22 protein-coding genes and 1 riboswitch are annotated in these 22256 nt (G+C 32.7%); of the genes, 21 read left to right on the forward strand and 1 reads right to left on the reverse strand.

Going from position 1 to position 22256, the window contains the following annotated elements; genetic code table 11:
- The first annotated feature begins 109 nt into the window (after window positions 1-109).
- The 15 genes from AD60_RS09775 to purD all read left to right on the forward strand — a co-directional run bounded on the left by AD60_RS09775 (window position 110) and on the right by purD (window position 16003).
- Window positions 110-1072 carry a radical SAM protein gene (locus AD60_RS09775; protein WP_103067457.1) on the forward strand — a complete coding sequence of 321 codons (963 nt, stop codon included), beginning with the start codon at window positions 110-112 and terminating at the stop codon, window positions 1070-1072.
- A 29-nt stretch (window positions 1073-1101) separates the two neighbouring features.
- Entirely contained in the window at window positions 1102-2739 is a 1638-nt protein-coding gene (locus AD60_RS09780; RefSeq protein WP_103927658.1) for a sigma-54-dependent Fis family transcriptional regulator, read from the forward strand.
- A 28-nt stretch (window positions 2740-2767) separates the two neighbouring features.
- Window positions 2768-3220: a flagellar export protein FliJ gene (fliJ, locus tag AD60_RS09785; RefSeq protein ID WP_103877512.1), complete on the forward strand. Its 453-nt coding sequence runs from the start codon at window positions 2768-2770 to the stop codon at window positions 3218-3220.
- Window positions 3213-3665: an arsenate reductase ArsC gene (locus AD60_RS09790; protein WP_103877513.1), complete on the forward strand. Its 453-nt coding sequence runs from the start codon at window positions 3213-3215 to the stop codon at window positions 3663-3665. The genes fliJ and AD60_RS09790 overlap by 8 nt, the downstream gene beginning before the upstream one ends.
- 83 nt (window positions 3666-3748) lie before the next feature.
- A riboswitch (purine riboswitch) is annotated at window positions 3749-3850 on the forward strand.
- A 91-nt stretch (window positions 3851-3941) separates the two neighbouring features.
- A complete protein-coding gene (locus AD60_RS09795) occupies window positions 3942-4367 on the forward strand; it encodes an AIR carboxylase family protein (RefSeq protein ID WP_233186882.1) in 426 nt (141 codons plus the stop codon).
- Window positions 4357-5073 carry a phosphoribosylaminoimidazolesuccinocarboxamide synthase gene (purC, locus tag AD60_RS09800; protein WP_103877515.1) on the forward strand — a complete coding sequence of 239 codons (717 nt, stop codon included), beginning with the start codon at window positions 4357-4359 and terminating at the stop codon, window positions 5071-5073. Before AD60_RS09795 ends, purC begins: the two co-directional genes overlap by 11 nt.
- Complete coding sequence (gene purS, locus AD60_RS09805; protein ID WP_103877516.1) at window positions 5070-5339, forward strand: phosphoribosylformylglycinamidine synthase subunit PurS; 270 nt, start codon at window positions 5070-5072, stop codon at window positions 5337-5339. The genes purC and purS overlap by 4 nt, the downstream gene beginning before the upstream one ends.
- A 5-nt stretch (window positions 5340-5344) precedes the next feature.
- A complete protein-coding gene (purQ, locus tag AD60_RS09810; protein WP_103877517.1) occupies window positions 5345-6031 on the forward strand; it encodes a phosphoribosylformylglycinamidine synthase subunit PurQ in 687 nt (228 codons plus the stop codon).
- Window positions 6009-8192 carry a phosphoribosylformylglycinamidine synthase subunit PurL gene (purL, locus tag AD60_RS09815; RefSeq protein WP_103877518.1) on the forward strand — a complete coding sequence of 728 codons (2184 nt, stop codon included), beginning with the start codon at window positions 6009-6011 and terminating at the stop codon, window positions 8190-8192. Before purQ ends, purL begins: the two co-directional genes overlap by 23 nt.
- A gap of 4 nt (window positions 8193-8196) precedes the next feature.
- Window positions 8197-9561 carry an amidophosphoribosyltransferase gene (gene purF / locus AD60_RS09820; protein ID WP_103877519.1) on the forward strand — a complete coding sequence of 455 codons (1365 nt, stop codon included), beginning with the start codon at window positions 8197-8199 and terminating at the stop codon, window positions 9559-9561.
- A gap of 123 nt (window positions 9562-9684) precedes the next feature.
- Entirely contained in the window at window positions 9685-10656 is a 972-nt protein-coding gene (purM, locus tag AD60_RS09825; protein WP_103877520.1) for a phosphoribosylformylglycinamidine cyclo-ligase, read from the forward strand.
- A gap of 25 nt (window positions 10657-10681) precedes the next feature.
- Complete coding sequence (gene purN / locus AD60_RS09830) at window positions 10682-11257, forward strand: phosphoribosylglycinamide formyltransferase (RefSeq protein ID WP_103877521.1); 576 nt, start codon at window positions 10682-10684, stop codon at window positions 11255-11257.
- Window positions 11258-11354: 97 nt separating this feature from the next.
- On the forward strand, window positions 11355-12881 hold the full coding sequence (purH, locus tag AD60_RS09835) for a bifunctional phosphoribosylaminoimidazolecarboxamide formyltransferase/IMP cyclohydrolase (protein ID WP_103877522.1): 1527 nt from the start codon (window positions 11355-11357) through the stop codon (window positions 12879-12881).
- A 68-nt stretch (window positions 12882-12949) separates the two neighbouring features.
- A complete protein-coding gene (locus tag AD60_RS09840) occupies window positions 12950-14587 on the forward strand; it encodes a GGDEF domain-containing protein (RefSeq protein WP_199177893.1) in 1638 nt (545 codons plus the stop codon).
- A gap of 129 nt (window positions 14588-14716) precedes the next feature.
- A complete protein-coding gene (gene purD, locus AD60_RS09845) occupies window positions 14717-16003 on the forward strand; it encodes a phosphoribosylamine--glycine ligase (RefSeq protein WP_103927660.1) in 1287 nt (428 codons plus the stop codon).
- Window positions 16004-16010: 7 nt separating this feature from the next.
- On the opposite strand, the gene AD60_RS09850 is transcribed toward purD, so the two are convergent.
- Window positions 16011-16361 (reverse strand): hypothetical protein, encoded by a 351-nt coding sequence (locus tag AD60_RS09850; protein ID WP_103877393.1) that lies wholly within the window; start codon window positions 16359-16361, stop codon window positions 16011-16013.
- 204 nt (window positions 16362-16565) lie between these two features.
- Between AD60_RS09850 and AD60_RS09855 the strand changes: the two genes are divergently transcribed.
- The 6 genes from AD60_RS09855 to cas6 all read left to right on the forward strand — a co-directional run bounded on the left by AD60_RS09855 (window position 16566) and on the right by cas6 (window position 22222).
- The gene (locus tag AD60_RS09855; protein WP_103877392.1) at window positions 16566-17600 is read left to right on the forward strand and encodes an L-threonylcarbamoyladenylate synthase; all 1035 of its coding nucleotides are present in this window, start codon (window positions 16566-16568) and stop codon (window positions 17598-17600) included.
- 46 nt (window positions 17601-17646) lie between these two features.
- On the forward strand, window positions 17647-18417 hold the full coding sequence (locus AD60_RS09860) for a type III pantothenate kinase (protein WP_103877391.1): 771 nt from the start codon (window positions 17647-17649) through the stop codon (window positions 18415-18417).
- Between the two features lie 11 nt (window positions 18418-18428).
- Complete coding sequence (locus AD60_RS09865; protein WP_103877390.1) at window positions 18429-19775, forward strand: radical SAM protein; 1347 nt, start codon at window positions 18429-18431, stop codon at window positions 19773-19775.
- Between the two features lie 116 nt (window positions 19776-19891).
- The gene (locus tag AD60_RS09870) at window positions 19892-20146 is read left to right on the forward strand and encodes a type II toxin-antitoxin system Phd/YefM family antitoxin (RefSeq protein ID WP_103877389.1); all 255 of its coding nucleotides are present in this window, start codon (window positions 19892-19894) and stop codon (window positions 20144-20146) included.
- A 101-nt stretch (window positions 20147-20247) separates the two neighbouring features.
- Complete coding sequence (locus tag AD60_RS09875) at window positions 20248-21348, forward strand: ABC transporter ATP-binding protein (RefSeq protein ID WP_103877388.1); 1101 nt, start codon at window positions 20248-20250, stop codon at window positions 21346-21348.
- Between the two features lie 88 nt (window positions 21349-21436).
- Window positions 21437-22222, forward strand: a complete 786-nt coding sequence (gene cas6 / locus AD60_RS09880; RefSeq protein WP_103877387.1) for a CRISPR-associated endoribonuclease Cas6 — start codon at window positions 21437-21439, stop codon at window positions 22220-22222.
- Window positions 22223-22256: the final 34 nt, after the last annotated feature.

The raw sequence follows: 22256 nt of genomic DNA on the forward strand, positions 1-22256 counted from the left end.
GGCGGAGCCCTCCCCCCACCCATCCGGGCGGGTTGCTGGGCGAAGGGGAGCTAAAGTAGATTGTATGTAAGTAATAATGACAGATAATTGTGGAGGTTATAATTATAAGATGGACATTTTACCTTCTTACATGAAGTTATACGAGTCAGGTGAACTTCATAAGAGACGTGATTATTTGATGAAACGATTAGAAAAATGTGATCTTTGCCCTCGCCAGTGTAAAGTAAATAGATTAACAAATATTGGAACTTGTAGGGTCGGGAACGAAATAAAAATTTCCGAGTATGTTCTTTATCCTGGAGAAGAGCCTGTCTTGCAAGGAGAAAATGGTGCAGGTGGTATTTTCTTTAGCAATTGTACGATGAGGTGTGTTTATTGTCAGAATTTTAATTTTAGTCAACTGGGTTTCGGAAAGAACATTTCAACAATCGATTTAGGAGAAATTTTCTTAAAATTACAGAATGAAATGAAGGCTGCTAACTTAGATTTGGTAACAGCCACTCCATACTTACCTTTTATTTTTGATGCTTTGATATATGCAATAGAACGTGGATTTAGATTACCTATAGTGTGGAATACTTCCTCTTATGAAAATATTAAAACTTTAAAGCTGATGGAGGATGTCGTTGATATATATTTGGCTGATATAAGGTATACTAGTAATATAGTTAGTAAAAGGTATTCAGGAGTAAATGATTACTGGAGTAATATGCAGTTAGCTGTTAAAGAGATGTATCGTCAGATTGGTGAAACTTTTATAGTAGATGAAAAGTCTAACATTTTGAAAAGAGGAATAATAATTCGTATTTTAGTTTTACCCAATCTAATAAACCAAGCGAAAGAAGCCTTAAAATTCTTAAAGTATGATGTTTCCGAAAAGGTACATGTCAGTTTAATGGACCAGTACGTTCCAGTTTATAAGGCAAAAAATTATGAAAAATTATCAAGATATTTATACAAATCAGAATATCAGGAAGTAGTAGACTATTTGTATGAATTAGGATTTGAAAATGGTTGGATTCAGGCTCACAATTTAAAAGAAGACGATGAAGTTTTTTCAACGTCACAATAAACGTTGGTGACTATCAGAGGGGTGATTTCATGAAAGAAGTAGAACTGATGCGGTATGTTCTTGATCAGTTACAAGATGGAGTAATGGTTATAGATGAAAGAGAAAAGATTTTTTACATAAACGACTCCGCCTGTAAGATTTTAGAGGTTGATAAAGAAAAAATAATAAGGCAAAATGTAGTTGAAAATGTTCCAAACACAAGATTGCATATTGTTTTAAGAACCGGGGAACCAGAATACGACAAATTACAAAGTTTAGGAGATAAAGTTATTTTAACTTCCCGTATCCCTATAAAAAATGAAAATAATGAAACCATTGCTGTTGCTGCTGTTTTTAGAGATATCACTACATTACAAAAGTTGGCGGAAGAGATTACTAATCTAAGAGAAATGGAAGCGCTTCTAACTTCAATAATTGATTCTACTTCCGATGCTATTTCTGTTGCAGATCAAGAAGGTCGTGTTACCATGGTCAACAGAGCTTATACAAGAATCACAGGGCTAACCCCGAGAGAGGTTATTGGTAAACCCGCCACTATAGACTTAGCAGAAGGTGAAAGTTTGCATATTCAATGTGCAAGAGAGAAAAAACCTATATACAATGTAAGAAAAAGATTAGCTACGAACAAGAAAGAAGTAGTAGCAAGCGTCACTCCACTTTTTGTTAAAAATGAGTTTAAAGGAAGTGTCGCCGTTATTCATGATATTTCTGAGATTCAAAGATTACTAAATGAGCTTGAAGCAACAAAAAGGATGCTAAAAAAAGAGACTGCCAAACACACCTTCGACGATTTAGTGGTTAAATCTGAAATTATGAAAGATGTAATAGCTCAAGCAAGTAAAGTAGCCTCAGTAGACGTGGATCTTTTATTAATAGGCGAATTTGGAGTAGGAAAAGAGGTTCTAGCACAAGCTATTCACAACGCAAGTGCAAGGAAAGAGGGACCATATCTAAAATTAAATTTTTCTTTGATTTCAAAAGAAAGACAAGAAGAATATCTTTTTGGGGAGAATAGTTATCTTGCACAAGCGAATGAGGGGACCCTTTTTGTGGAAAATATTGATCTGATGGATATAGAAATGCAGAGAAAACTTTTAGCCTTTCTTAAAGACAACGTTTTTGATACAAATTATTACGATTTTATTCCTGATGTGAGGTTCATTTTTTCAACAACAGAAGATTTAAAGATTCTTTCTGGTTTGGGGAAATTTTCTAAAGAGCTTTTATACAAAATTTCAGTAGTAAGTATAGAAGTTCCACCATTAAGGGAAAGAAAGGAAGACATACCTGAGCTGGCTCAGCAGTTACTACATAGTTTAAATAGAAAGTATGGAAGAATAGTTTATGGATTTACTGAAGATGCATTGAATAAATTGATGAATTATTCGTGGCCAGGGAACATAAGAGAGTTGGAAAACGTAATTGACCGGGCCATGTTAGCAATGGACAACAGCGATTCCATAGTAACTTCCACACACATTCCTGATTTGGAAGAAAAGGTTGAAGAAGTCACGGGAACGCTTAAAGAGATGACTGAAGACTTTGAGAAAAAGATAATTTTGGAAGTACTAGAAGCAAGCCACGGTAATAAAACAGAAGTTGCTCGTAAATTAGGTTTAACCGTTAGAAATCTGTATTATAAGCTGGATAGATACGGGATCAAGTGAAGTTTTAATAGGATTAGGGGGCTGAACATTGAAGTTTGAATTTCGTCTGGAGCGTTTGAAAGATCTAAAAAAAAGTTTAGAAGATACCGCAAGAATAGAATTAGGTAAAAAAAGTAAACAAAGACAGTTAGTTGAAGACGAAATTAATCAGATGAACAATAAGATCGATACCTTTTCAACAAAATTTATAAAAGAGGTAAAAGATACTATATCAATTACTAAACTATCAAGTATGGTAGAGTATAACAATTATTTAAATGAACAATTATCACAATTACGTTTAGTATTACAAGAAAAACTACAAGAAGAAGAAACTGCCCGACAAAATTATTTAAAAGCTAAAAGTGAAAAGGATATTCTTCAAAAACTAAAAAATAAAAGACTTAACGAATTTAAAGTTCAAGAAAGGAAAGCAGATATAAAGGAATTAGATGAGATTGCAAGATTAAACCATCAACCAAGGGAGGAGAATTATGAATAAGATCAAAGTTTTGTTCTTATGTTCGAGAAATTCTGCAAGAAGTCAGATGGCTGAAGCGTTTTTAAGAAAATACGGTGGTGATGAGTTCGAACCTTACTCTGCAGGTTTAGAAGCAAGTGAAATTCATCCATTGACTATAAAAGTTATGGAAGAGAAAGGAATATCTATGGACGGGCTATGCTCAAAAAGTTTGGATATATACTTGAACGATAGGTTTGGTTTTTTAATAACTGTCTGCTCAAAAGCAGAAAAAGAATGTCCTTTTTTTCCTGGTGTTAGTATAAGACTACATTGGCCCTTTGATGACCCCGCCGCTGCCCAAGGATCTGAAGAGGAACGATTAGAATCATTTAGAAAGGTAAGAGATCAAATAGAAAAAAAGGTAATTGATTTCGTTGAAAATACTGATAAATACTCCAATATAAAAGATAATTTTCGAATGTAAGCACTTTTTTGTATTTACCTTATTTTTCAAAAAATTAACCTTAGACTAAAATTTCTTTGTTATAATGAATACATAAAAAAATAAATAATCAAGGAACCTCTTTCTGTATAATGCCGATAATATGGTTCGGCAGTTTCTACCAAACAGCCGTAAACTGTTTGACTACAGTAAGAGGGGTTTGGAACTTTTATATCAATATCCTACCTCTCTACTGTATGGGAGGTAGGATTTTTTATTTTAATGCTTTAAAAAATGAAATTATTTTAAAAAGGAGAGATGACTTTGAGTAAAAAGGTCCTTTTGATATCCGGGAGTCAATCGGATGAAATTTTTGTAAAAACTGCCATTGATCTCTTTGAAGAATGGAAAATGAGTTACGATTACAAAGTGTTTAGCGCGCATAGAAATTTGAAAGAGCTAACCAAATTTATAGAAGAACTTCCAAGTAATGAGTATGGTGTCATAATAGCTGTTGCTGGTCTTTCTGCTGCCTTACCTGGTGTAATAGCTTCTTTAACTAACCTCCCTGTTATTGGTGTCCCTAGAGATGTAGGTCCTTTGAATGGAGTAGATGCCTTACTTTCTATGGTACAGATGCCAAGTGGAGTACCCGTAGCGACGATGGGAATTGGAAGTAGTGGGATGAAAAATGCAGCATACTTTGCAAAAAGGTTGATAGAAGGTGAAAGAGATGGAAAATAATGAAAATTTTACACTTTTATACGAAGGAAAAGCCAAAAAGGTATATAAATTCGATGAGAAGAAATTATTGATAAGTTTCAAAGATGATGTTACGGCGTTCAACGGATTAAAAAAAGATCAGATCCTTAATAAAGGTAGAATTAACAAAGAGATTTCTAAATTCTTTTTTGAAATGCTTAATAAGAAAGGTATAAGTACCCATTACATAAACGATTATGATGAAAACTCTTTCGTCGCAGAATGGACAGATTTAATTCCTCTCGAGGTTATAATTAGAAATTATACTGCCGGTAGTTTTTGTAAGAGATATGGTGTAAAAAAAGGATTGATATTAGATTATCCTTTAGTTGAATTTTCTTTGAAAAATGACGAGTTAGGAGATCCCATGATCACCAAAGATGCTGTCATTCTTTTAAAAATTACCACAGAAGACGCATTGAATGAAATCACTTCTATTTCTAAAAAAGTCAACAATATTTTGAGAGATTATTTAAAATCTAAAAGAATCATTTTGGTGGATTTCAAATTAGAGTTTGGAATAAGCAAAAAGGATAACAAAGTTACCTTGATAGATGAGATTTCTCCCGATACATGTCGTTTTTGGGATGCAAATACTATGGAATCTCTTGATAAAGATGTGTATAGGGAAGAAAAAGGAGATCTCATGAACGCTTACGAAGTATTGCTAGGGAGGTTAAATATATGATTAAAGAAAAGCATAAAACCTTCGGATTTGAAGTAAAAGTAAAGTTAAGAGAAGGGATTTTGGATCCACAAGGAGCTACTACTTTCAAGGTTTTAAGAAGGTTAAATTACAACGTTGAAAGTGTAAGATTTGGAAAAAGTATTGAATTAGAAATAAAAGAAGATAGCTACGAAGCAGCCAAAGATAAAGCGAGAGAAATAGCGTATAAAATTTTAACCAATCCAGTTTTAGAGGATTTTGAAATCATCGATTTGATTAGGAAGTGAATGGTGTGAAGAATGGAAATTTATTAACAGCTGGAATTATAGTTTTTCCTGGATCAAATTGCGATAGGGATGCTTATTTCGCTTTGACAATTAACGGCTTTAATGTGAAATATATTTGGCATGATTTTAATCAATTACTAGATTTCGATTTGGTTTTTATTCCAGGAGGATTTTCCTATGGGGATTATTTAAGAGTTGGGGCATTGGCAAGGTTTTCCCCTGTAATGAGCTCTGTAGAAAAGTATATATTGAATAAAAGAGGATTAGTATTAGGTGTTTGTAATGGCTTTCAGATACTTACAGAAGCTGGTGTATTACCCGGAGTATTAACTGTTAACACCTCTCATAGGTTCATATGTAAAGATGTTGAAGTTGAGATCATAAATTTTGATACACCTTTTATTAATAATGTTCAAAAAAAGATTTTAACTTTACCTATAGCTCACAAGGAAGGTCGTTATATAGTAATTGATAACAAGCTTGATCCTACAAATATTGTATTAAAGTACAAAGAGAATCCCAATGGATCATTTGACGATGTAGCAGGCATAGTAAATGAAGGATACAATGTGTTTGGTTTAATGCCTCACCCGGAAAGGGCTTGTCATAGTGTATTAGGTAGCGAGGACGGCAATTACATTTTTCAATCTATCAGGAGGTATTTGACTGGTGCAGAATCAATTAACAATTAAAGAGATAGCATTGGAGTTGGGTCTTTCAAGTGATGAATTTTATCTTATTGAAGAAAAGTTGGGGAGATTACCCAATGAATTTGAAACGTACCTTTTTTCTGCGCAATGGTCTGAACATTGTGGCTACAAGCATTCTAAACATTATCTAAAAAAGATTAATGAATCTTTTGAAAGTGAAAATGCAGGCTACGTTCAAATTGGGGGGAAAGCTATCGTTTTCAAGGTTGAAAGTCACAATCATCCTTCTGCTGTTGAACCTTATCAAGGAGCAGCTACTGGTATTGGTGGAATAGTTAGAGATATATTAGCTATGGGGGCAAGGCCCATAGCACTTTTAGATTCGTTGAAATTTGGTGATATTTCCGATCCAAAGGTGAAAAATATTTTTGAAGGTGTTGTTTCTGGTATAAGTGATTACGGCAATTCCATTGGAGTCCCTACGGTTGGTGGAGAAACTTCATTCAATGAAATATATTCAACAAATCCTTTGGTAAATGTAATGTGCGTCGGTATTGCTAACAAAAATCATTTAGCATCTTCCCATGCTGATGGTCCTGACAAACTTCTTGTATATATAGGATCTAAAACCGGACGTGATGGAATCCATGGTGCCTCTTTTGCATCAAAAAAATTAAGCGGAAAAGATGACAGGCCTTCTGTCCAAGTTGGTGATCCTTTTACCGAAAAGAATCTAATCGAAGCCACACTTGAGATATTGCAAATAAAAGGAGTAAGGGCTTGTCAAGATATGGGAGCTGCCGGTATTCTTAGCTCTACTTCTGAAATGGCTTATAAAGGTGGAGTCGGTTGTGAACTTTATTTAGATAATATACCAAAAAGGCAAGAAGATATAGAACCCTGGGAAATTATGCTTTCTGAGTCTCAAGAGAGGATGCTTTTTTTGGTTAATCCTGGGGCAGAAAAAAAAGTAGAAGCGATATGTAATAAATACTTGATAGATTTTGCAATTATAGGAAAAACAGTTTCTACCCCTCATTACGTTGTTAAAGAAAATAGTGAAGGGAGGATTCTTGCTGATCTTCCAATAGAGGTCTTAGTTAATGCCCCTGAATATTATAGGAACAACACCATTCCTTCTACTTATATATTGAACAAAGCGAAAAAATATCCAAACACAAAGATAAAGGATATAGATAAAATATTAAAAATATTGTTATCTAACCACAATATATCCAGTAAAAAATGGGTATATCAACAGTACGATTATAAAGTTGGAACCAATACAATATTGATACCCGAACAAGCCGATAGTGCAGTACTATGGTTAAAAAACACTCAAAAGGCTATAGCTGTTACGATTGATAGCAACGAACTTTACACATATTTAGATCCATTTGAGGGTACAAAGAACGTTGTATACGAAGCTGCGAGAAATCTAATTTCTGTGGGTGCAAAGCCTTTAGCTATAACAGATAATCTAAATTTTGGGGATCCTGATGATCCTGAAGTATCCTGGCAATTTGAAAAAAGTATAGAAGGTTTGATTGAAGCCTCAAAAGAACTTTTTATTCCAGTGGTTAGCGGAAACGTTAGTTTTTACAATTCTTATCATGAAACATCAATTTTTCCTACGCCTGTGATTGGTATGATTGGAGAAATTAAAGATATTAAAAAATTAGTTAACTTAAAATTTAAGGATTATGGTGACTTGGTGTATTTAATTGGTAAAACAGATATCAATGTTGATAAGATTGGTGGAAGTCTTTATTTAAAGGTTCTTGAAGGTTTTGTGGGTGGAGAGATCGACTTTGTAAATTCAATGTATGAAAGGTACTTGCAGAACTTTATATTAGATCTAATAGAAAAAGGTATTTTAAAAAGTGTGCACGATGTTTCAAAAGGTGGGTTACTTGTAGCTTTAACGGTGTCATGTATATTGAGTAATCGTGGTTTTAAAGGTATTTTAGATACTACCATAGAGGAACTTTTTGGAGAGAATCAGTGTAGGTTTATTGTGTCTGTTAGTAGTAGGGATTCTTATACTTTTGAGTCTATGGCAAAATCATCCAATATCAACGTTAAAAAATTGGGAGAAATAAAATCCAGTGATGAGGGTGTGGATATCGGTATTGCATCTTTTGATTTAAAAGAGTTGAGAAGTATATATTTTAATAGTATTTCAAAAAGTGTGGAGGAATAATAGAATGTTGATGGAGAATTGTGGTTTGTTCGCTGCATATTCAAAGGCTGAAAAATACAACATAAGCGGGAGAATTATTGAAGGTCTTTTGGCGCTTCAACATAGGGGTCAAGAATCAGCCGGCATCTCTGTATCAGATGGTACTAAAATTACAACTTACAAGGGTAAAGGAGTCGTTAACAGAGTTTTTGGGAGTGGTGTATCAAAAAAAATTAATGGTTATTTTGGGATCGGGCATGTGAGATATTCAACGAATGGGGTTTCTAATTTCGCAAATGCTCAACCAATTAGTATAAAGTATAAAAATGAATTTTTTTCAATAGCTCATAACGGTCAAATAGAAAATGGTCCTGAACTGAAAAAAAAATATGAAGAACAAGGTTCCATATTTATGACAACTTCGGATACGGAACTTTTCCCACATCTTTTAGTAAATAAACTAAAAGGTTCTCCTTCAAGTTGGTATAGCGAAGAAATAGGTAAGTTAATTGCTGAAAATATCTCTCCTTCTTACTCAGTACTTTTTCTTTTCAAAGATAAAATCATTGCTTTTAGAGATCCTTTTGGATACAGGCCTTTAAGTATTTGCGAAACTGAAAATGCGATTTACGTAGCCTCAGAAGACAGTGCTTTCAAATTTTTTCCTCTTAGAAACGCTAAAATTAGGGAAATAAAGCCTGGTGAATTAATTGAAATAAAAGACGGAAAGATAGAAAGTTATCTAATATCTTATAATAATCCAAATAAATTTTGTTTTTTTGAACATGTTTATTTTGCAAGGCCCGATTCAAATATATTCGGTGATAATGTCCACTTGATGCGTGAAAAGTTAGGAGAGTTGTGTGCAAAAGAAAATCCTATCGATGCTGATATAGTGGTTCCGGTAATGGATAGTGGTTTTTCCGCTGCATTAGGATATTCAAAAGCTTCTGGTATCCCATTAGAAATGGGGCTAATGAGAAATAAATATGTTGGAAGAACTTTTATCGACCCAGATCTGCAAGAAAGAAAGTTGGGAGTCAGACGTAAACTTTTACCGGTTAAAGAAGTAATAGATAACAAAAGAGTTATTTTAATAGACGATTCTATCGTAAGAGGAACAACGATGAAACATATAGTGAAGATGCTAAGGGAGAATGGCGCTAAACGAGTTCATATAAGAATAGCCTCTCCAATGGTTGTTAATACTTGTCATTGGGGGGTTGATATTCCTACGAAAGAAGAATTAATCTGCACAACTAAAACGGTTGAAGAAATAAAAGAAATTCTTAATGCAGACTCTCTTAATTTTATTACTTTAAAGAATCTCTTTGCTTCTTTGGGAGAAAAGGGAAAGAATTACTGTTTTAACTGTTTTATAAAGGATTAAAATTTTTAAAATTGAGGCTGTTAGTCAAAACAATGATGCCACTTCTCCTTATGGGTGGGTTGCTGGGCGAAGGGGAGCAAATATCATAGAACACACTATAACCAAAAATTGGGGAGGCAATTCATGTTTTATAAAAACTCTGGTGTAGATATAGACAAAGCTAACGAATCTATTAATGAAATTAGATCGTTTATAGGTTCCAATATAGGCTCTTATGCAGGGATATTTCCTTTGAAAGATGAGCTATCTAACTATAAAAACCCTTTTTTAGTAGCTACTTCCGATGGAGTAGGAACAAAGCTTCAATTGTTAAGAAAGTATGGAAGGTGGGATATAGCTGCACAAGATTTAGTAGCTATGAATTTAAACGATTTGGTTTGCATGGGGGCAAAGCCTTTATTTTTTTTAGATTACTTTTCTACATCACACTTAAACAAGAATAATTTTGTCACTTTCATTCGACATTTAAAAAATATTTTAGATAAATATAGTTGTGTTCTTCTAGGCGGAGAAACAGCTGAATTACCAGGTGTTTTTAAAAACGAGAGTGAAGATATCGCTGGTTTCGCCGTTGGAATAGTTGAAAAAGATAACATATTTGACTATTCAAAGATAAGGCCAGGTGATAAGCTTATTGGTCTTTCTTCTTCTGGCATACATTCTAATGGATATTCTTTGGTTAGAAAATTACTGGATGAAAGAAAAATTCTCTTCACAGAAGAACTTTTAAACCCTACAAGAATCTATGTTAAACAAACTTTAACTTTGCTTAATTATATCAAAGGTGCTGCTCATATAACGGGTGGTGGAATAATTGATAACTTGCCCAGAATAATCCCTGATGGCTGTTGTGCGGAGATAAAGGTTAATTGGGAAATTCCTCCAATTTTTGAAGAGATCAAACAAACAGGTATTTCTGATGAAGAAATGTTTAAAACCTTCAACATGGGTATTGGTATGATTTATGTTCTTCCTGAAAGTAATCTTTCTGAAATTACAAAAATATTCGAATCTGTTTTGATGGAAGACTTTTTCATTATTGGAGAAGTGAAATCGATAAACGATTCATACCAAAAAGTCAAAATCATTTTTTGAACAAATTTATTAGGAGCGATATACTGTGAAAAAGATAGTAATTTTAGCCTCAGGTAACGGGACAAATTTTGAAGCTATCTGTAAATATTTTTCAAACTCTTCCAAAATTAGTATAATTAAATTGATAACGGATAACAAAAAAGCTTACGTAATAGAAAGAGCAAAAAGATTGGGAATAGATTATGAAATAATTGACTATACCACTTTCAAATCAAAAAAAGAGTACAATGATTATCTTTTTGGCCGTTTAAAAGATCTAGATTCTGATCTAATAGTACTTGCAGGATACATGAAAATATTACCAGGCTACATCGTTAGATATTATGCCAATAGAATAATAAATATTCATCCTTCTCTTTTGCCAAAATATCCAGGATTACGTTCAATAGAAAGAGCATTTAATAATAAAGAAGAATATACAGGAATAACAATTCATTACGTAGAAGAGAAAGTTGATGATGGCAGAATCATATTACAAAAAGAGTTAAAAGTAGAAAAAAATTGGGATCTTGAAAAGTTGGAGGAAGAAATTCATAAGCTAGAGCATCAATATTATCCTAAAGTAGTTGAGGAACTTTTAAATAATTCTGATGAAAATTGATAGAGATCGGTGGGTGAGAAGCAGGGAAAAGGGAATTAAAGCATGTTTTTAGAGTTTCTAAAGACAATTTGGCAAAAATAACAAGGGAGGCATTAGAGTGATAAAAAGAGCATTGTTAAGTACTTACAAAAAAGATAAAGTAGTTGATTTTGCGCGAACTCTTCAAGAAGTTGAAATAGAGGTTATTTCAACAGGAGGAACCGCTAAGAAACTTCAAGACAATGGTATTGAAGTTACGCCCGTTGAAGAAATCACCAATTTTCCTGAGATATTAAATGGAAGAGTTAAAACTTTGAATCCTTTCATACATGGAGGGATTCTTGCAAGAAGAGAGAACGAACAAGATATGGAAACTCTCAAAAATTTAAATATAGAACCAATAGATCTTGTTTATGTTAACCTTTACCCATTTGTAGAAGAAGCTAAAAAAACTAATTTCGATCTAGATGAGTTGATTGAATTCATTGATATAGGTGGACCAACAATGATTAGATCTGCAGCAAAAAATTACAAAGATGTTATAGTTGTTGTAGATGAATCTGATTTGGAATATATATCAGCTAAATTAAAAAATAAAGAAGAATTTGATGAAAAATATCGAATGTACTTAGCTTCAAAAGCCTTTAATTTGACTGCCTTTTATGATAGCTGTATAAGTAATTATTTAAATGCTCAATTGAAAGATAAGGATGATTTTCAACAATTTTTAACGGTTCCATTTGAAAAAAGCTATCAAATGAGATATGGTGAAAATCCTCATCAAAGTGCCATTTTTTACAAAAATACTTTGAATAATGGGTCTATGACTTCATTTGATCAATTAAATGGGAAAGAGTTATCCTTTAACAATTTGAGAGACGCAGATTCTGCGTGGAAAGCAGTAAATGAATTTGAAGATATAGCATGTTGCTGTTTAAAGCACAGTTCTCCTTGCGGTATTGCCTTAGGAGATAGCATTTTAGAAGCATACAAAAAGGCTTATTCATGCGATCCTGTTTCAATATTCGGTGGGATAGTTGCTTTCAACAGGAAAGTTGATGTTGAAACTGCACTTGAGCTAAAAAAATTGTTTCTTGAGATAATAATGGCCCCAGAGTACGATGAAGTGGCTTTAGATATTTTAAAAAAGAAAAAGAATTTAAGAATTTTGAGAATGTCCTCTAAACCCATTGATACGTATGAATATGTATCTGTTGATGGTGGAATTCTTGTTCAGGAAGTTGATAAAGGGGTTATAAATGAATTTAAGGTTGTAACAGAAACTAAAGTTCCAGAAGAAATCAAGGAAGAGCTTTTGTTTGCATGGAAGGCGGTAAAGCACGTTAAATCAAATGCGATAGTTGTATCAAAAAACAAGGCTACCACAGGCATAGGACCTGGCCAACCCAACAGAGTATGGTCCGCTTTACAAGCTCTTGAAAGAAGTAAAGGGAAGGGTGGGGACGTTTTAGCTTCAGATGCCTTTTTCCCTTTTAGTGATGTAGTAGAAGCAGCAGCAGAATACGGAATAAAAGCGATAATCCAACCTGGAGGGTCAATCAGAGATGATGAGTCTATTCAGGCATGTAACAAATATGGAATAGCTATGATATTCACAGGAATGAGACATTTCAAACATATATAATTTTTTTAAATTTTTAATGTGAAAATCACCCATTTTTTGGTATACTATTAATGGGTGATTAGATGAATGTGAAAATCAAAAATCTTATTTTACTAGGAATAACAATTTTTTCTTTTTATTTTTTAAGAGCAGATTTTGAAAATGTTGCGCTAATAGATGCTTTGATGGTTATAGCGTTAACAGCTATTTCTGATAATATCAAGGTTTATTGGAATGACCGTAATAGGTTGGTTTCTAATACTGTGGGCTTTGTATATGCTTTTTTGTTGGGGCCTCAATATATTTTAATTTCATCTTTAGTTATTTTTTTCAGTAAGACCAAACATCCAGAAATCAGCAGGAAGTTATACAGGACTCTCGTGTTCTCCGCAAGCTATTCGTTATCCGCTTTGATTTCTTATAGATTCAGTCCCCTTCTTGCTATATTTTTATTTTTGACTATTTCTAAAATTATTAACAGCATTATAGTTGAAGGTAGAAAAGATTTCATTTTTTCAGTTTTTATGTATGAATATTTTTATTTTTTGAGTCTTTCACCTTTTTCTTATTTGTATTTATATTTTGAGTTTTCTCCTTTTAAGTACATGATAATTTCTGTGAATTTGTTGATATTGCTCCTCTTTTATCTGATAATTAAAACAAGGAACGATAAAAAAGATGAAATTTTGAGAACCCAAAGAATGAGAAAATTAAACGATGTGATTGTTAACTTTAGCAATGTCATTAGGCAACTCTCCTTGAAAGTACCCTCAGAGAAAATTCTCGATCAAATAGCTGAAATAATCCAGAAAAATATGGGTTACTCATATGTTCTTATCAGTTTGTTTAACTTTAAGAGTAATAAAGTTGAAAGAATAGCACAGCGGGGACTAAAAAAAGAAAAATATGAAAAAATTAAAACTCAAGAGGTTCCTATATCTGAAGTTCTAAAATTCATGGATGAAAAATATAATTATAAAGATACCTACTTTATTCCTCACGCTAATAAAATAAGCGAAACTTATACTTATCAACCTAGAGATGAAGTGAGTATAGATTATTTAGCAGATAATCAAAATTTGTGGGACCCTAATGATTTATTGTTGTTGGCTTTGCGAGAAGAAAGGAACAACATTATAGGATATATATCTCTGGATTCACCAGAAAATAATTTAAGACCGTCTAAAGAAGAGTTGAACATTTTATCGGTTTTCGCTCAATTAGTTTCACTAGCGATGGAGCACTCACAAAAATTCATGGAGATTAAAGAACAAGCCGATAGAGATAGTTTAACGGGGCTTTTCAATCATTCTAAATTATTTTATGATTTGGAAAATTGCGAAAAGAATAAAGAAAATATTTGTGCAGTATTTATAGATTTGGACGATTTCAAGGATATAAACGACAAATATGGTCATAAGTTTGGTGACGAAATACTTGTAAAATTTTCTCAATTACTATTGAATACTGTCAGAAATAAAGACAGGGTTTATAGATATGGAGGAGATGAGTTTGTAATTTTATTTACTGATATTTCAAAAGACGTAGGGAAAAATATTATAGAAAGGCTCTATGCGGCAATAAGAAATTTTCAATCAAAGATCAGTTTTAGTGCAGGATTAAGTACTTGTGATGAAGTGATTAATAGTTATAAAGAGATCGTTGAAATTGCAGACAGAAAAATGTATTTATCAAAAAAACAAGGTAAAGGTAGTTTGAGGGAGTAGTGGATTTTTCTTTTGCTAGACATTTTAGGAATAAGACGAGGGTGGGCAGCGGGGCGAAGGGGCGCTATATATAAAATTATAAAGTTTATAAAAAAGAGTATTTTTTACTAACGGGAGGAAAACAATAAAATGAAAGTACTTGTAGTAGGCAAAGGTGGTAGGGAACATGCAATAGCTTGGAAGTTGTCACAAAGTAAAGATATAGAAAAAGTGTTTGTAGCCCCTGGGAACGATGGTATATCTATAGAAAATAAATGTGAATGTGTAAGAATAGAATCTATCGAAGAAATTATAAATTTTGTTAAGAATAATAATGTAGATATTACGATAGTTGGTTCAGAAGAGTATTTGGCAAATGGAATAGTTGATAAGTTTGAGGAATCAAATTTAAAAATAATCGGTCCCAACCAAAAAGCTGCTCTATTAGAAAGTAGTAAGATATTTGCAAAGAGTTTCATGAAAAGACATAACGTTCAAACAGCATCTTTTAATACATTTGTAAATTTAAAAGATGCCCTTGAATATTCCAGAAAGGCTTCGTATCCATTAGTGATAAAATCTGATGGTTTAGCGGCAGGTAAAGGTGTTTTTATATGTAATTCTTATGAGGATTCTAGCCGAGCTATAAATGAACTTATGAAAGAAGAAAAATTTGGAGAATCCGGTAAAAAAATTGTCGTCGAACAGTTCTTAAAGGGTTTTGAAGCTTCTGTTTTCTTGCTTATGGATGGTCAAAATTACAAATTTTTCAACGTTTCGAAGGATCATAAGAAACTGTTGGAAAGCGATCAAGGCCCAAATACTGGAGGTATGGGAGCAATTACACCTCATCCTGACATTGATGAAAAATTAATGAAGGTAATATTTCAAAAGATCGTTAATCCAACTATCAACGGTTTAAAAGAAGAGGGTTTATTATATAAGGGATTCTTGTATATAGGATTAATAATAGAAGAAGAAACACCCCGAACGGGGTCAAGGAAAAACACCCCGAATGGGGTCAAGGATGAACCCTATGTATTGGAATACAACGTGCGGTTAGGAGACCCTGAAGCCCAATCTATACTTTATTTATTAAAATCTGATTTTATTGATATCATAAACGACATGGAAAAAGAAAGAATTAACACTACCAATATTGAGTTTTATGATGGTTTTTCTTTGTGTCTTGTGCTTAGTAGTATTGGTTACCCTTTTTCCTATACAAAAGGTGAAAGAATCACAATAAAACCTGGAATAACTTCAAAAATCTTTTATTCTGGCGTTAAAAAAGATGGTGAGAATTTACTTACCGATGGTGGTAGGGTACTATCGATAGTAAATAAGGCAGATACTTTAGAAGAGGTACGAAATATTGTTTACGATGAAGCAGAAAAAATCCATTTTGAATCAAAATATTATAGGAAAGATATCTAGTCAGATTCTAACCACTTTTGTTAATTTTGTGACGGCTTATGGATTCTTCAATTTTAAGATATCCCTTTTTCATAGCTTTTTTACTCACCTGTACGTTGATTTGATCGACTTTGATTTTTTGCATTTTCTCTTCTATGTTTTTTGAGCGTTCAGAGTCTTTTTTTAAGATGTTTTCTATGACATTTTTTACAGCCGTTTCAGTTTTAAATGGTTCTAATTGTTTCAGTAATTCAAATCTTTCTTCTAACAATTTCGAGAAAGTTTGAAAATCATCGTTCTTTAGCGAATCATCTAAGTTTTTTTCCTTTTTGTTTATTTCACTTATTATCTCTTCCAACATGGTCTTCCTCGTAGTCATTTAAAATTCCCCTTTTTATCCCTCTTTTGTTAAATTATATCACATTTTTCCTAATTACATAGTAAAACGGCAAATATTTGTATTTAGGAGTATTTAATAGAGATTATAGGCTATTAGAATCGATTATTTCACTTTTTCGATGTTTTCTTGTATAATATAAGTTGTAGATTTTTTTATTTGTTGAATGAAAAAGGAGAATTCGTTATGGAAACCAAAGTTATCGAGGTGGATCCATTAAAAATTGAAGAGGAAAAAATTATAGAAGCTGCTCAGGCAATAAAAGAGGATAAAACAGTTGTCTTTCCTACTGAAACGGTTTATGGTTTGGGAGCAAATGGCCTTTCAGAAAACGCTGTAAGAAAGATTTTTGAAGCAAAAGGAAGGTCATATGACAATCCTTTAATTCTTCATGTATCAAATGTTAGGTCTTTTTTAGAGTACACTTACATTTCTTATGCTCTTTTAGAAAAAATAGAAAGATTATTACCTGGTCCGATTACTTTTGTATTGAAGAAACGGGAGGTTGTTCCAGATATCGTTACAGCAGGAAAAGATACATTGGCTATTAGAATGCCAGCCCATCCTGTAGCTTTAAAATTGATAGAGTATGCTGAAGTACCAATTGCGGCTCCAAGTGCTAATATTTCAGGTAAGCCAAGTCCAACAATGTCTGAGCATGTTTTAAAAGATATGTTTGGGAAAGTTGATTATATAATTATTGGAGGTAAGGTAGAGTTTGGCGTTGAATCAACGATAATCGACTTAACTCAAGGAAAGATACCTATAATATTACGTCCAGGTCCCATTCCACCCGAAAAATTAAAAGAAATTTTTGGAGATATTATTATTCCTGATTTTGCATATGGAAAAACAGAACCTGACTATATAAAATCTCCGGGTATGAAGTATCGACATTACTCTCCTAACACCCCAGTTATTTTGGTTGAATATGATGATGCGGATACTATGGTAAAAAAGGTTTTAGAGGAAGTGAAAAATTATAACAGTCCAATTGTTCTATGCTTAAAAGAACATGTTGGCTATTATAAAAAACATAATATTAATTTTGACACTATAGGTAGTGAGGCAAATTATTATGAATTTGCAGTGAAACTTTTTGAAATCTTGAGAAAATACGACGAAAAAGTTGATGCTATGATTATCGAAGGTATAGAAGATAAAGGGATAGGTATAGCAGTTATGAACCGTCTAAGAAAGGCATCTTACAAGATAGTATAAAGAAACACCCCGAACGGGGTCAAGGTAAAGAAAGGAAGGGGTAAAAATGGAAATTTTATTTGATGTTGGTAACTCTTATACAATGGTAGGTATACACGAAGATGGGAAATTTTTGACTTGGAGAATTGGACCAAGTAGTTTTGAGTCAGAAGATGTGTTATTTGTAGTCATTTTAAATTTGTTAAATCGTACAAATGTTGATTTAAATAAGATAACGTTGGCTGGTATATCTTCTGTTGTTCCAAATGTTAACTTTATTTTAGAACAAATGTTAAAAAAATATTTTAACGTTGAAACTATTTTTGTTAGTACTAATAATAAAATTAATAATATAGCATATTTAGTAGATTATCCAAAAGAAATTGGTGCAGATAGAATATGTAACGTTATTGCATGTAAAGAAGAGTATGGCGACAACGTAATCGCTCTAGATTTTGGAACCGCTATAACCGTTGATGTTTTAGAGGGCGGTAATTTTGTAGGTGGGGCAATAATTCCTGGATTTAAGACCGCCATAGGTGCATTGTTTTCAAAAACCGCTCAACTTCCGAAGGTAGAGATAAAGGTTCCTGAATACCATTTGGGGAAAAATACTATCGACAACATTCAAATAGGGGTAATAAAAACAACGTTATACGGGATAGAAAGACTTATACACGAAATAAGACAGGAGAGAAACAGGGATTTTGTTGTTGTGGCAACGGGAGGAGATACGAGTTTTATCTCAACTAAAACATCTATTTTCAAACATTATGATCCTTATTTAACATTAAAGGGAATATTATATTATTCAAGAGAAATTAGAAAATTTCGATAGGAGGCAACGATTTGAACTTCTTGGTTGTTAATCCTTGGATCTACGATTTTGCGGCATATGATTTTTGGCTTAAACCCTTAGGGTTGTTATACATAAGTGAAGTACTTACTAATTTAGGTTACAATGTAACGTTCATTGATTTGTTAAATAGGCATGATAAAGATTTAATAGCAAAATATCTTCCAAAAGATAAAAAGTATGGAACTGGTAAATTTTATAATGAAAGTGTTGAAAAGCCAGATATATTGAAGAACATCCCGAGAAAATTCAAAAGGTATGGGGTGCCTTTGAAATTATTTGAAAGCAAATTAGAAAGAATAAAAAAGAAGAAAAAAATTGATGCAATCTTAGTGGGAATCACTTTAACATACTGGTACTACGGTGGGGAAAAGACTATCGAAATTTTGAGAAATTACTTCCCAACAACTCCTATCTTTTTAGGTGGAATTTATTCCACGTTGTACACAGAACATGCAGAAAATAATTTTTCCAAATTCAAAGTCAATATCTGCCCAGGTACAGGTATATTGCCTTTAAAGAGAGTTTTGGAATCGCTAAACGAGGATACCACAAAATTAAATAATTTTAACTGGTTTGAAGAAATTGACCTCACCTATGATTTTTACACTTCTGATCTTACTTATGTTGTTTTAGTTTCTTCCGTAGGTTGTCCCTTTCATTGTACGTATTGTGTAACTCCAAAGATGTGGAAATTTCAATATAGAAGTATTGACAAAATAATCAATAATATAGAGTATATTCTTGAAAAAAGACCTTATGTAAAAGATATCGTTTTTTTTGACGATGCGTTTTTATTAAGAAAAGGTATTAAAGAATTGTTGAAATCCTTATCTAAATTTAACGTTCGATATCATTTACCCAACGGCATACATGCCCGACGTGTTGATGATGAAATAGCTTTGTTATTGAAAAAAGCAAATTTTAAGAGTATAAAACTTGGGTTTGAAAGCTACGATTTTAATATTCAAAAAGGGACGGGGTTTAAGGTAACTAATAGCGATCTTATAGAAGCTGTTACATGTCTAAAAAATGCTGGTTTTGATATGAATGATGTTTATGCTTACGTTTTAGTAAATTTGCCTGCTCAAAATAAAGATGATGTTGTACAAGCGGTAGACTTTTGCCATTCGCTCGGAATAAGGGTGAATTTAAACGAATTTACTCCAATTCCTGGTACCGTTGAATACGAAGAGCTTGTCAAAAAAAATGCTATATCTTTAAACGCAGATCCTTTGCTTCTTAATAACACCATTATTCCTTATTGGTCTAATTTTAGCCTTTCTATTGATGATATAGAAGAGGTAAAAAGATATACCAAAGGCAAATATGCTGATTAGGCGAGATTATTTACCATGAGAAACTATTAGAAGTGATTATGCCCAGAAATCTTTAAATTCTTTGGGTTGACAAATTAGAATAAATTGACTATAATTATAGTCAAGGGGTGTGAGATATGTATTTAAAAGACCTTACCTTTTATAGTTTAGCTGAAGCGAAAGCAAAATTATCTCAAGTTGTTGATGAAGTTGAAAACAAAGACATTGTTATTACCAAGAACGGTGTACCAAAGGTTATTTTATTAGATTATGATAAATTTGTTAAACTAATGGAATTCGTCGATGAAGTGAGAGATATTTCTCTTTTTGAGGTAGAAAACGTAGAAGAATATAAGCGAATTAAGGACTTTTTTAAGGATTTTGATTACTGAGTATATTATATTTTCTTTCATAGGCAGTGGCCCAAAGCACGTTAAAGAAAGTTTTAGAGTTTGTAAAGACATTTAAAATTAAAAGATGGAGGTGTTTTTTTATGGCTCAAGTTGTATTAGAAGGGGTTAACAAGATTTATCCTAATGGATTTCATGCAGTAAAAGATGTAGACTTTGAAATAGAGGATAAGGAATTCCTCGTATTACTTGGCCCTTCAGGATGTGGAAAAACTACTACTTTAAGGATGATCGCAGGATTAGAAGACATTACTGAAGGAACAATAAAAATAGACCAAAAAGTTGTAAATGATGTGGAACCAAAAGATAGGGATATAGCGATGGTCTTCCAAAATTATGCCCTTTATCCACATATGACTGTTTACGATAATATGGCATTCGGGTTGAAATTGAGGAAAACACCCAAAGACGAAATCGAAGAGAGAGTTAGAAACGCCGCAAAGATTCTTGGGATTGACCACTTATTAGACAGAAAACCAAAACAATTATCAGGTGGGCAAAGACAGAGAGTTGCATTGGGTAGAGCTATCGTAAGGGATCCTAAAGTGTTCTTATTCGATGAACCTCTTTCAAACTTAGATGCAAAATTAAGGGTTCAGATGAGAGCTGAGCTTAAGAAACTACAAAAAAGGTTGGAAGCTACAATCGCTTATGTTACACATGACCAAGTTGAGGCTATGACTATGGCTGATAAAATTGTTATTATGAATGAAGGACTAATTCAACAGGTCGGAGGACCTTTTGATGTATACAATAAGCCTGCCAACATTTTTGTTGCTGGTTTTATCGGGACTCCTCCAATGAATTTCTTAAATGTAAAAGTATCAAGAGATAACGGTATTTGGTTCAAAACAGAGGGAGTCTCTATAAAAGTACCCGATGATAAAGCAAGTTTACTTGAAAATTATATAGATAAAGATGTTATATTTGGTGTTAGACCAGAAGACATTTATGATAAGAATTTTTTTAAAGGTGCTGATGAGTCTAATACTTTAGAAGCCCTTGTCGATGTCGTTGAACCTTTGGGAAGTGAGACTTTGCTTCATTTAAATATTAGTGGGCAATCAATGACCGCAAAGGTAAGTCCTCAAACACGAGCAGAATCTGGACAGAATTTTGAAGTCGCTATCGATTTAAGCATGATTCATGCGTTTGATAAGGAAACCGAACAAGCTATATTTTAATTCTTTAAATTCATACCCTTTGTGTCTACGACACAAAGGGTTTTATCTAAAAATTCAATATTAAAATTAATATGATGGGGGGATTTTATTGGTTATTAAGTTAGTTTTTGGAGCTTTAGAAGGTGACAAAGTCGATCTTCCTGTCCATTACAATAGACCTTTGCAAGGACTGTTTTATTATTTAATGTCTAACACTGTGCCAAAGTACCATGATTTAGGAACAAGATCTGAAGATAAGAAGTTGAAGCTTTTCACTTTTTCAAGGATTTATCCCCACAACTCCTTTAAAGTTGTAAATAGAAGAATGGTATTTAAAGGCTTTTTTAATATTTACTTCGCCTCACCACTTGATAAATTAGTAGACGCTGTATTATATTCTTTGAATGAACAAAAGGTCGTGAGAATTGAAAAAAATTATTTTACTTTGATGAAGTATGAAGTTATTCATAATGAAGTTGATGAGGATATGCTTGTTAAAACTCTCTCGCCTATTACAGCATATTCAACTATCATTCTACCAAACGGGAATCGTTACACTCATTATTTTTCGCCATACTCATCAGATTTTAAAAAATTGATTGAAGAAAATCTCAGAAGAAAAGCATCGGCATTAGAAATTGAAATACGAAATAATTATTTTTATATTGAACCTTACGGTATAACAGAAAAAAATGAAAAATTACTTTTTTACAAAGATATTATTATAAAAGGATGGACTGGATATTTCATTTTAAAAGGTAATCCTAAATTGTTGAGATTAGCACTTAATTCTGGATTGGGAGCTAAAAATGCACAAGGATTCGGAATGATCCTTTCGGCTGAAAAAAATTCTATAAAAGAAAAGAATTTTTCACAACTTTCAGAAGAAGGCTGAAATACAGGTACATTACGGTTTTAAATTAAATGTT

This window comes from Petrotoga sp. SL27, from assembly GCF_002924605.1.
In the GTDB taxonomy this organism is placed as follows: domain Bacteria; phylum Thermotogota; class Thermotogae; order Petrotogales; family Petrotogaceae; genus Petrotoga; species Petrotoga sibirica.

Coding starts and splice junctions, on each gene's coding strand:
- AD60_RS09775 (WP_103067457.1), top strand. CDS start 110: ATGGACATTTTACCTTCTTACATGAAGTTATACGAGTCAGGTGAACTT.
- AD60_RS09850 (WP_103877393.1), bottom strand. CDS start 16,361: ATGACTACGAGGAAGACCATGTTGGAAGAGATAATAAGTGAAATAAAC.
- AD60_RS09855 (WP_103877392.1), top strand. CDS start 16,566: ATGGAAACCAAAGTTATCGAGGTGGATCCATTAAAAATTGAAGAGGAA.
- AD60_RS09875 (WP_103877388.1), top strand. CDS start 20,248: ATGGCTCAAGTTGTATTAGAAGGGGTTAACAAGATTTATCCTAATGGA.
- purC (WP_103877515.1), top strand. CDS start 4,357: ATGGAAAATAATGAAAATTTTACACTTTTATACGAAGGAAAAGCCAAA.
- purM (WP_103877520.1), top strand. CDS start 9,685: ATGTTTTATAAAAACTCTGGTGTAGATATAGACAAAGCTAACGAATCT.
- purD (WP_103927660.1), top strand. CDS start 14,717: ATGAAAGTACTTGTAGTAGGCAAAGGTGGTAGGGAACATGCAATAGCT.
- purF (WP_103877519.1), top strand. CDS start 8,197: ATGTTGATGGAGAATTGTGGTTTGTTCGCTGCATATTCAAAGGCTGAA.
- AD60_RS09790 (WP_103877513.1), top strand. CDS start 3,213: ATGAATAAGATCAAAGTTTTGTTCTTATGTTCGAGAAATTCTGCAAGA.
- purS (WP_103877516.1), top strand. CDS start 5,070: ATGATTAAAGAAAAGCATAAAACCTTCGGATTTGAAGTAAAAGTAAAG.
- AD60_RS09860 (WP_103877391.1), top strand. CDS start 17,647: ATGGAAATTTTATTTGATGTTGGTAACTCTTATACAATGGTAGGTATA.
- AD60_RS09780 (WP_103927658.1), top strand. CDS start 1,102: ATGAAAGAAGTAGAACTGATGCGGTATGTTCTTGATCAGTTACAAGAT.
- AD60_RS09795 (WP_233186882.1), top strand. CDS start 3,942: ATGACTTTGAGTAAAAAGGTCCTTTTGATATCCGGGAGTCAATCGGAT.
- AD60_RS09870 (WP_103877389.1), top strand. CDS start 19,892: ATGTATTTAAAAGACCTTACCTTTTATAGTTTAGCTGAAGCGAAAGCA.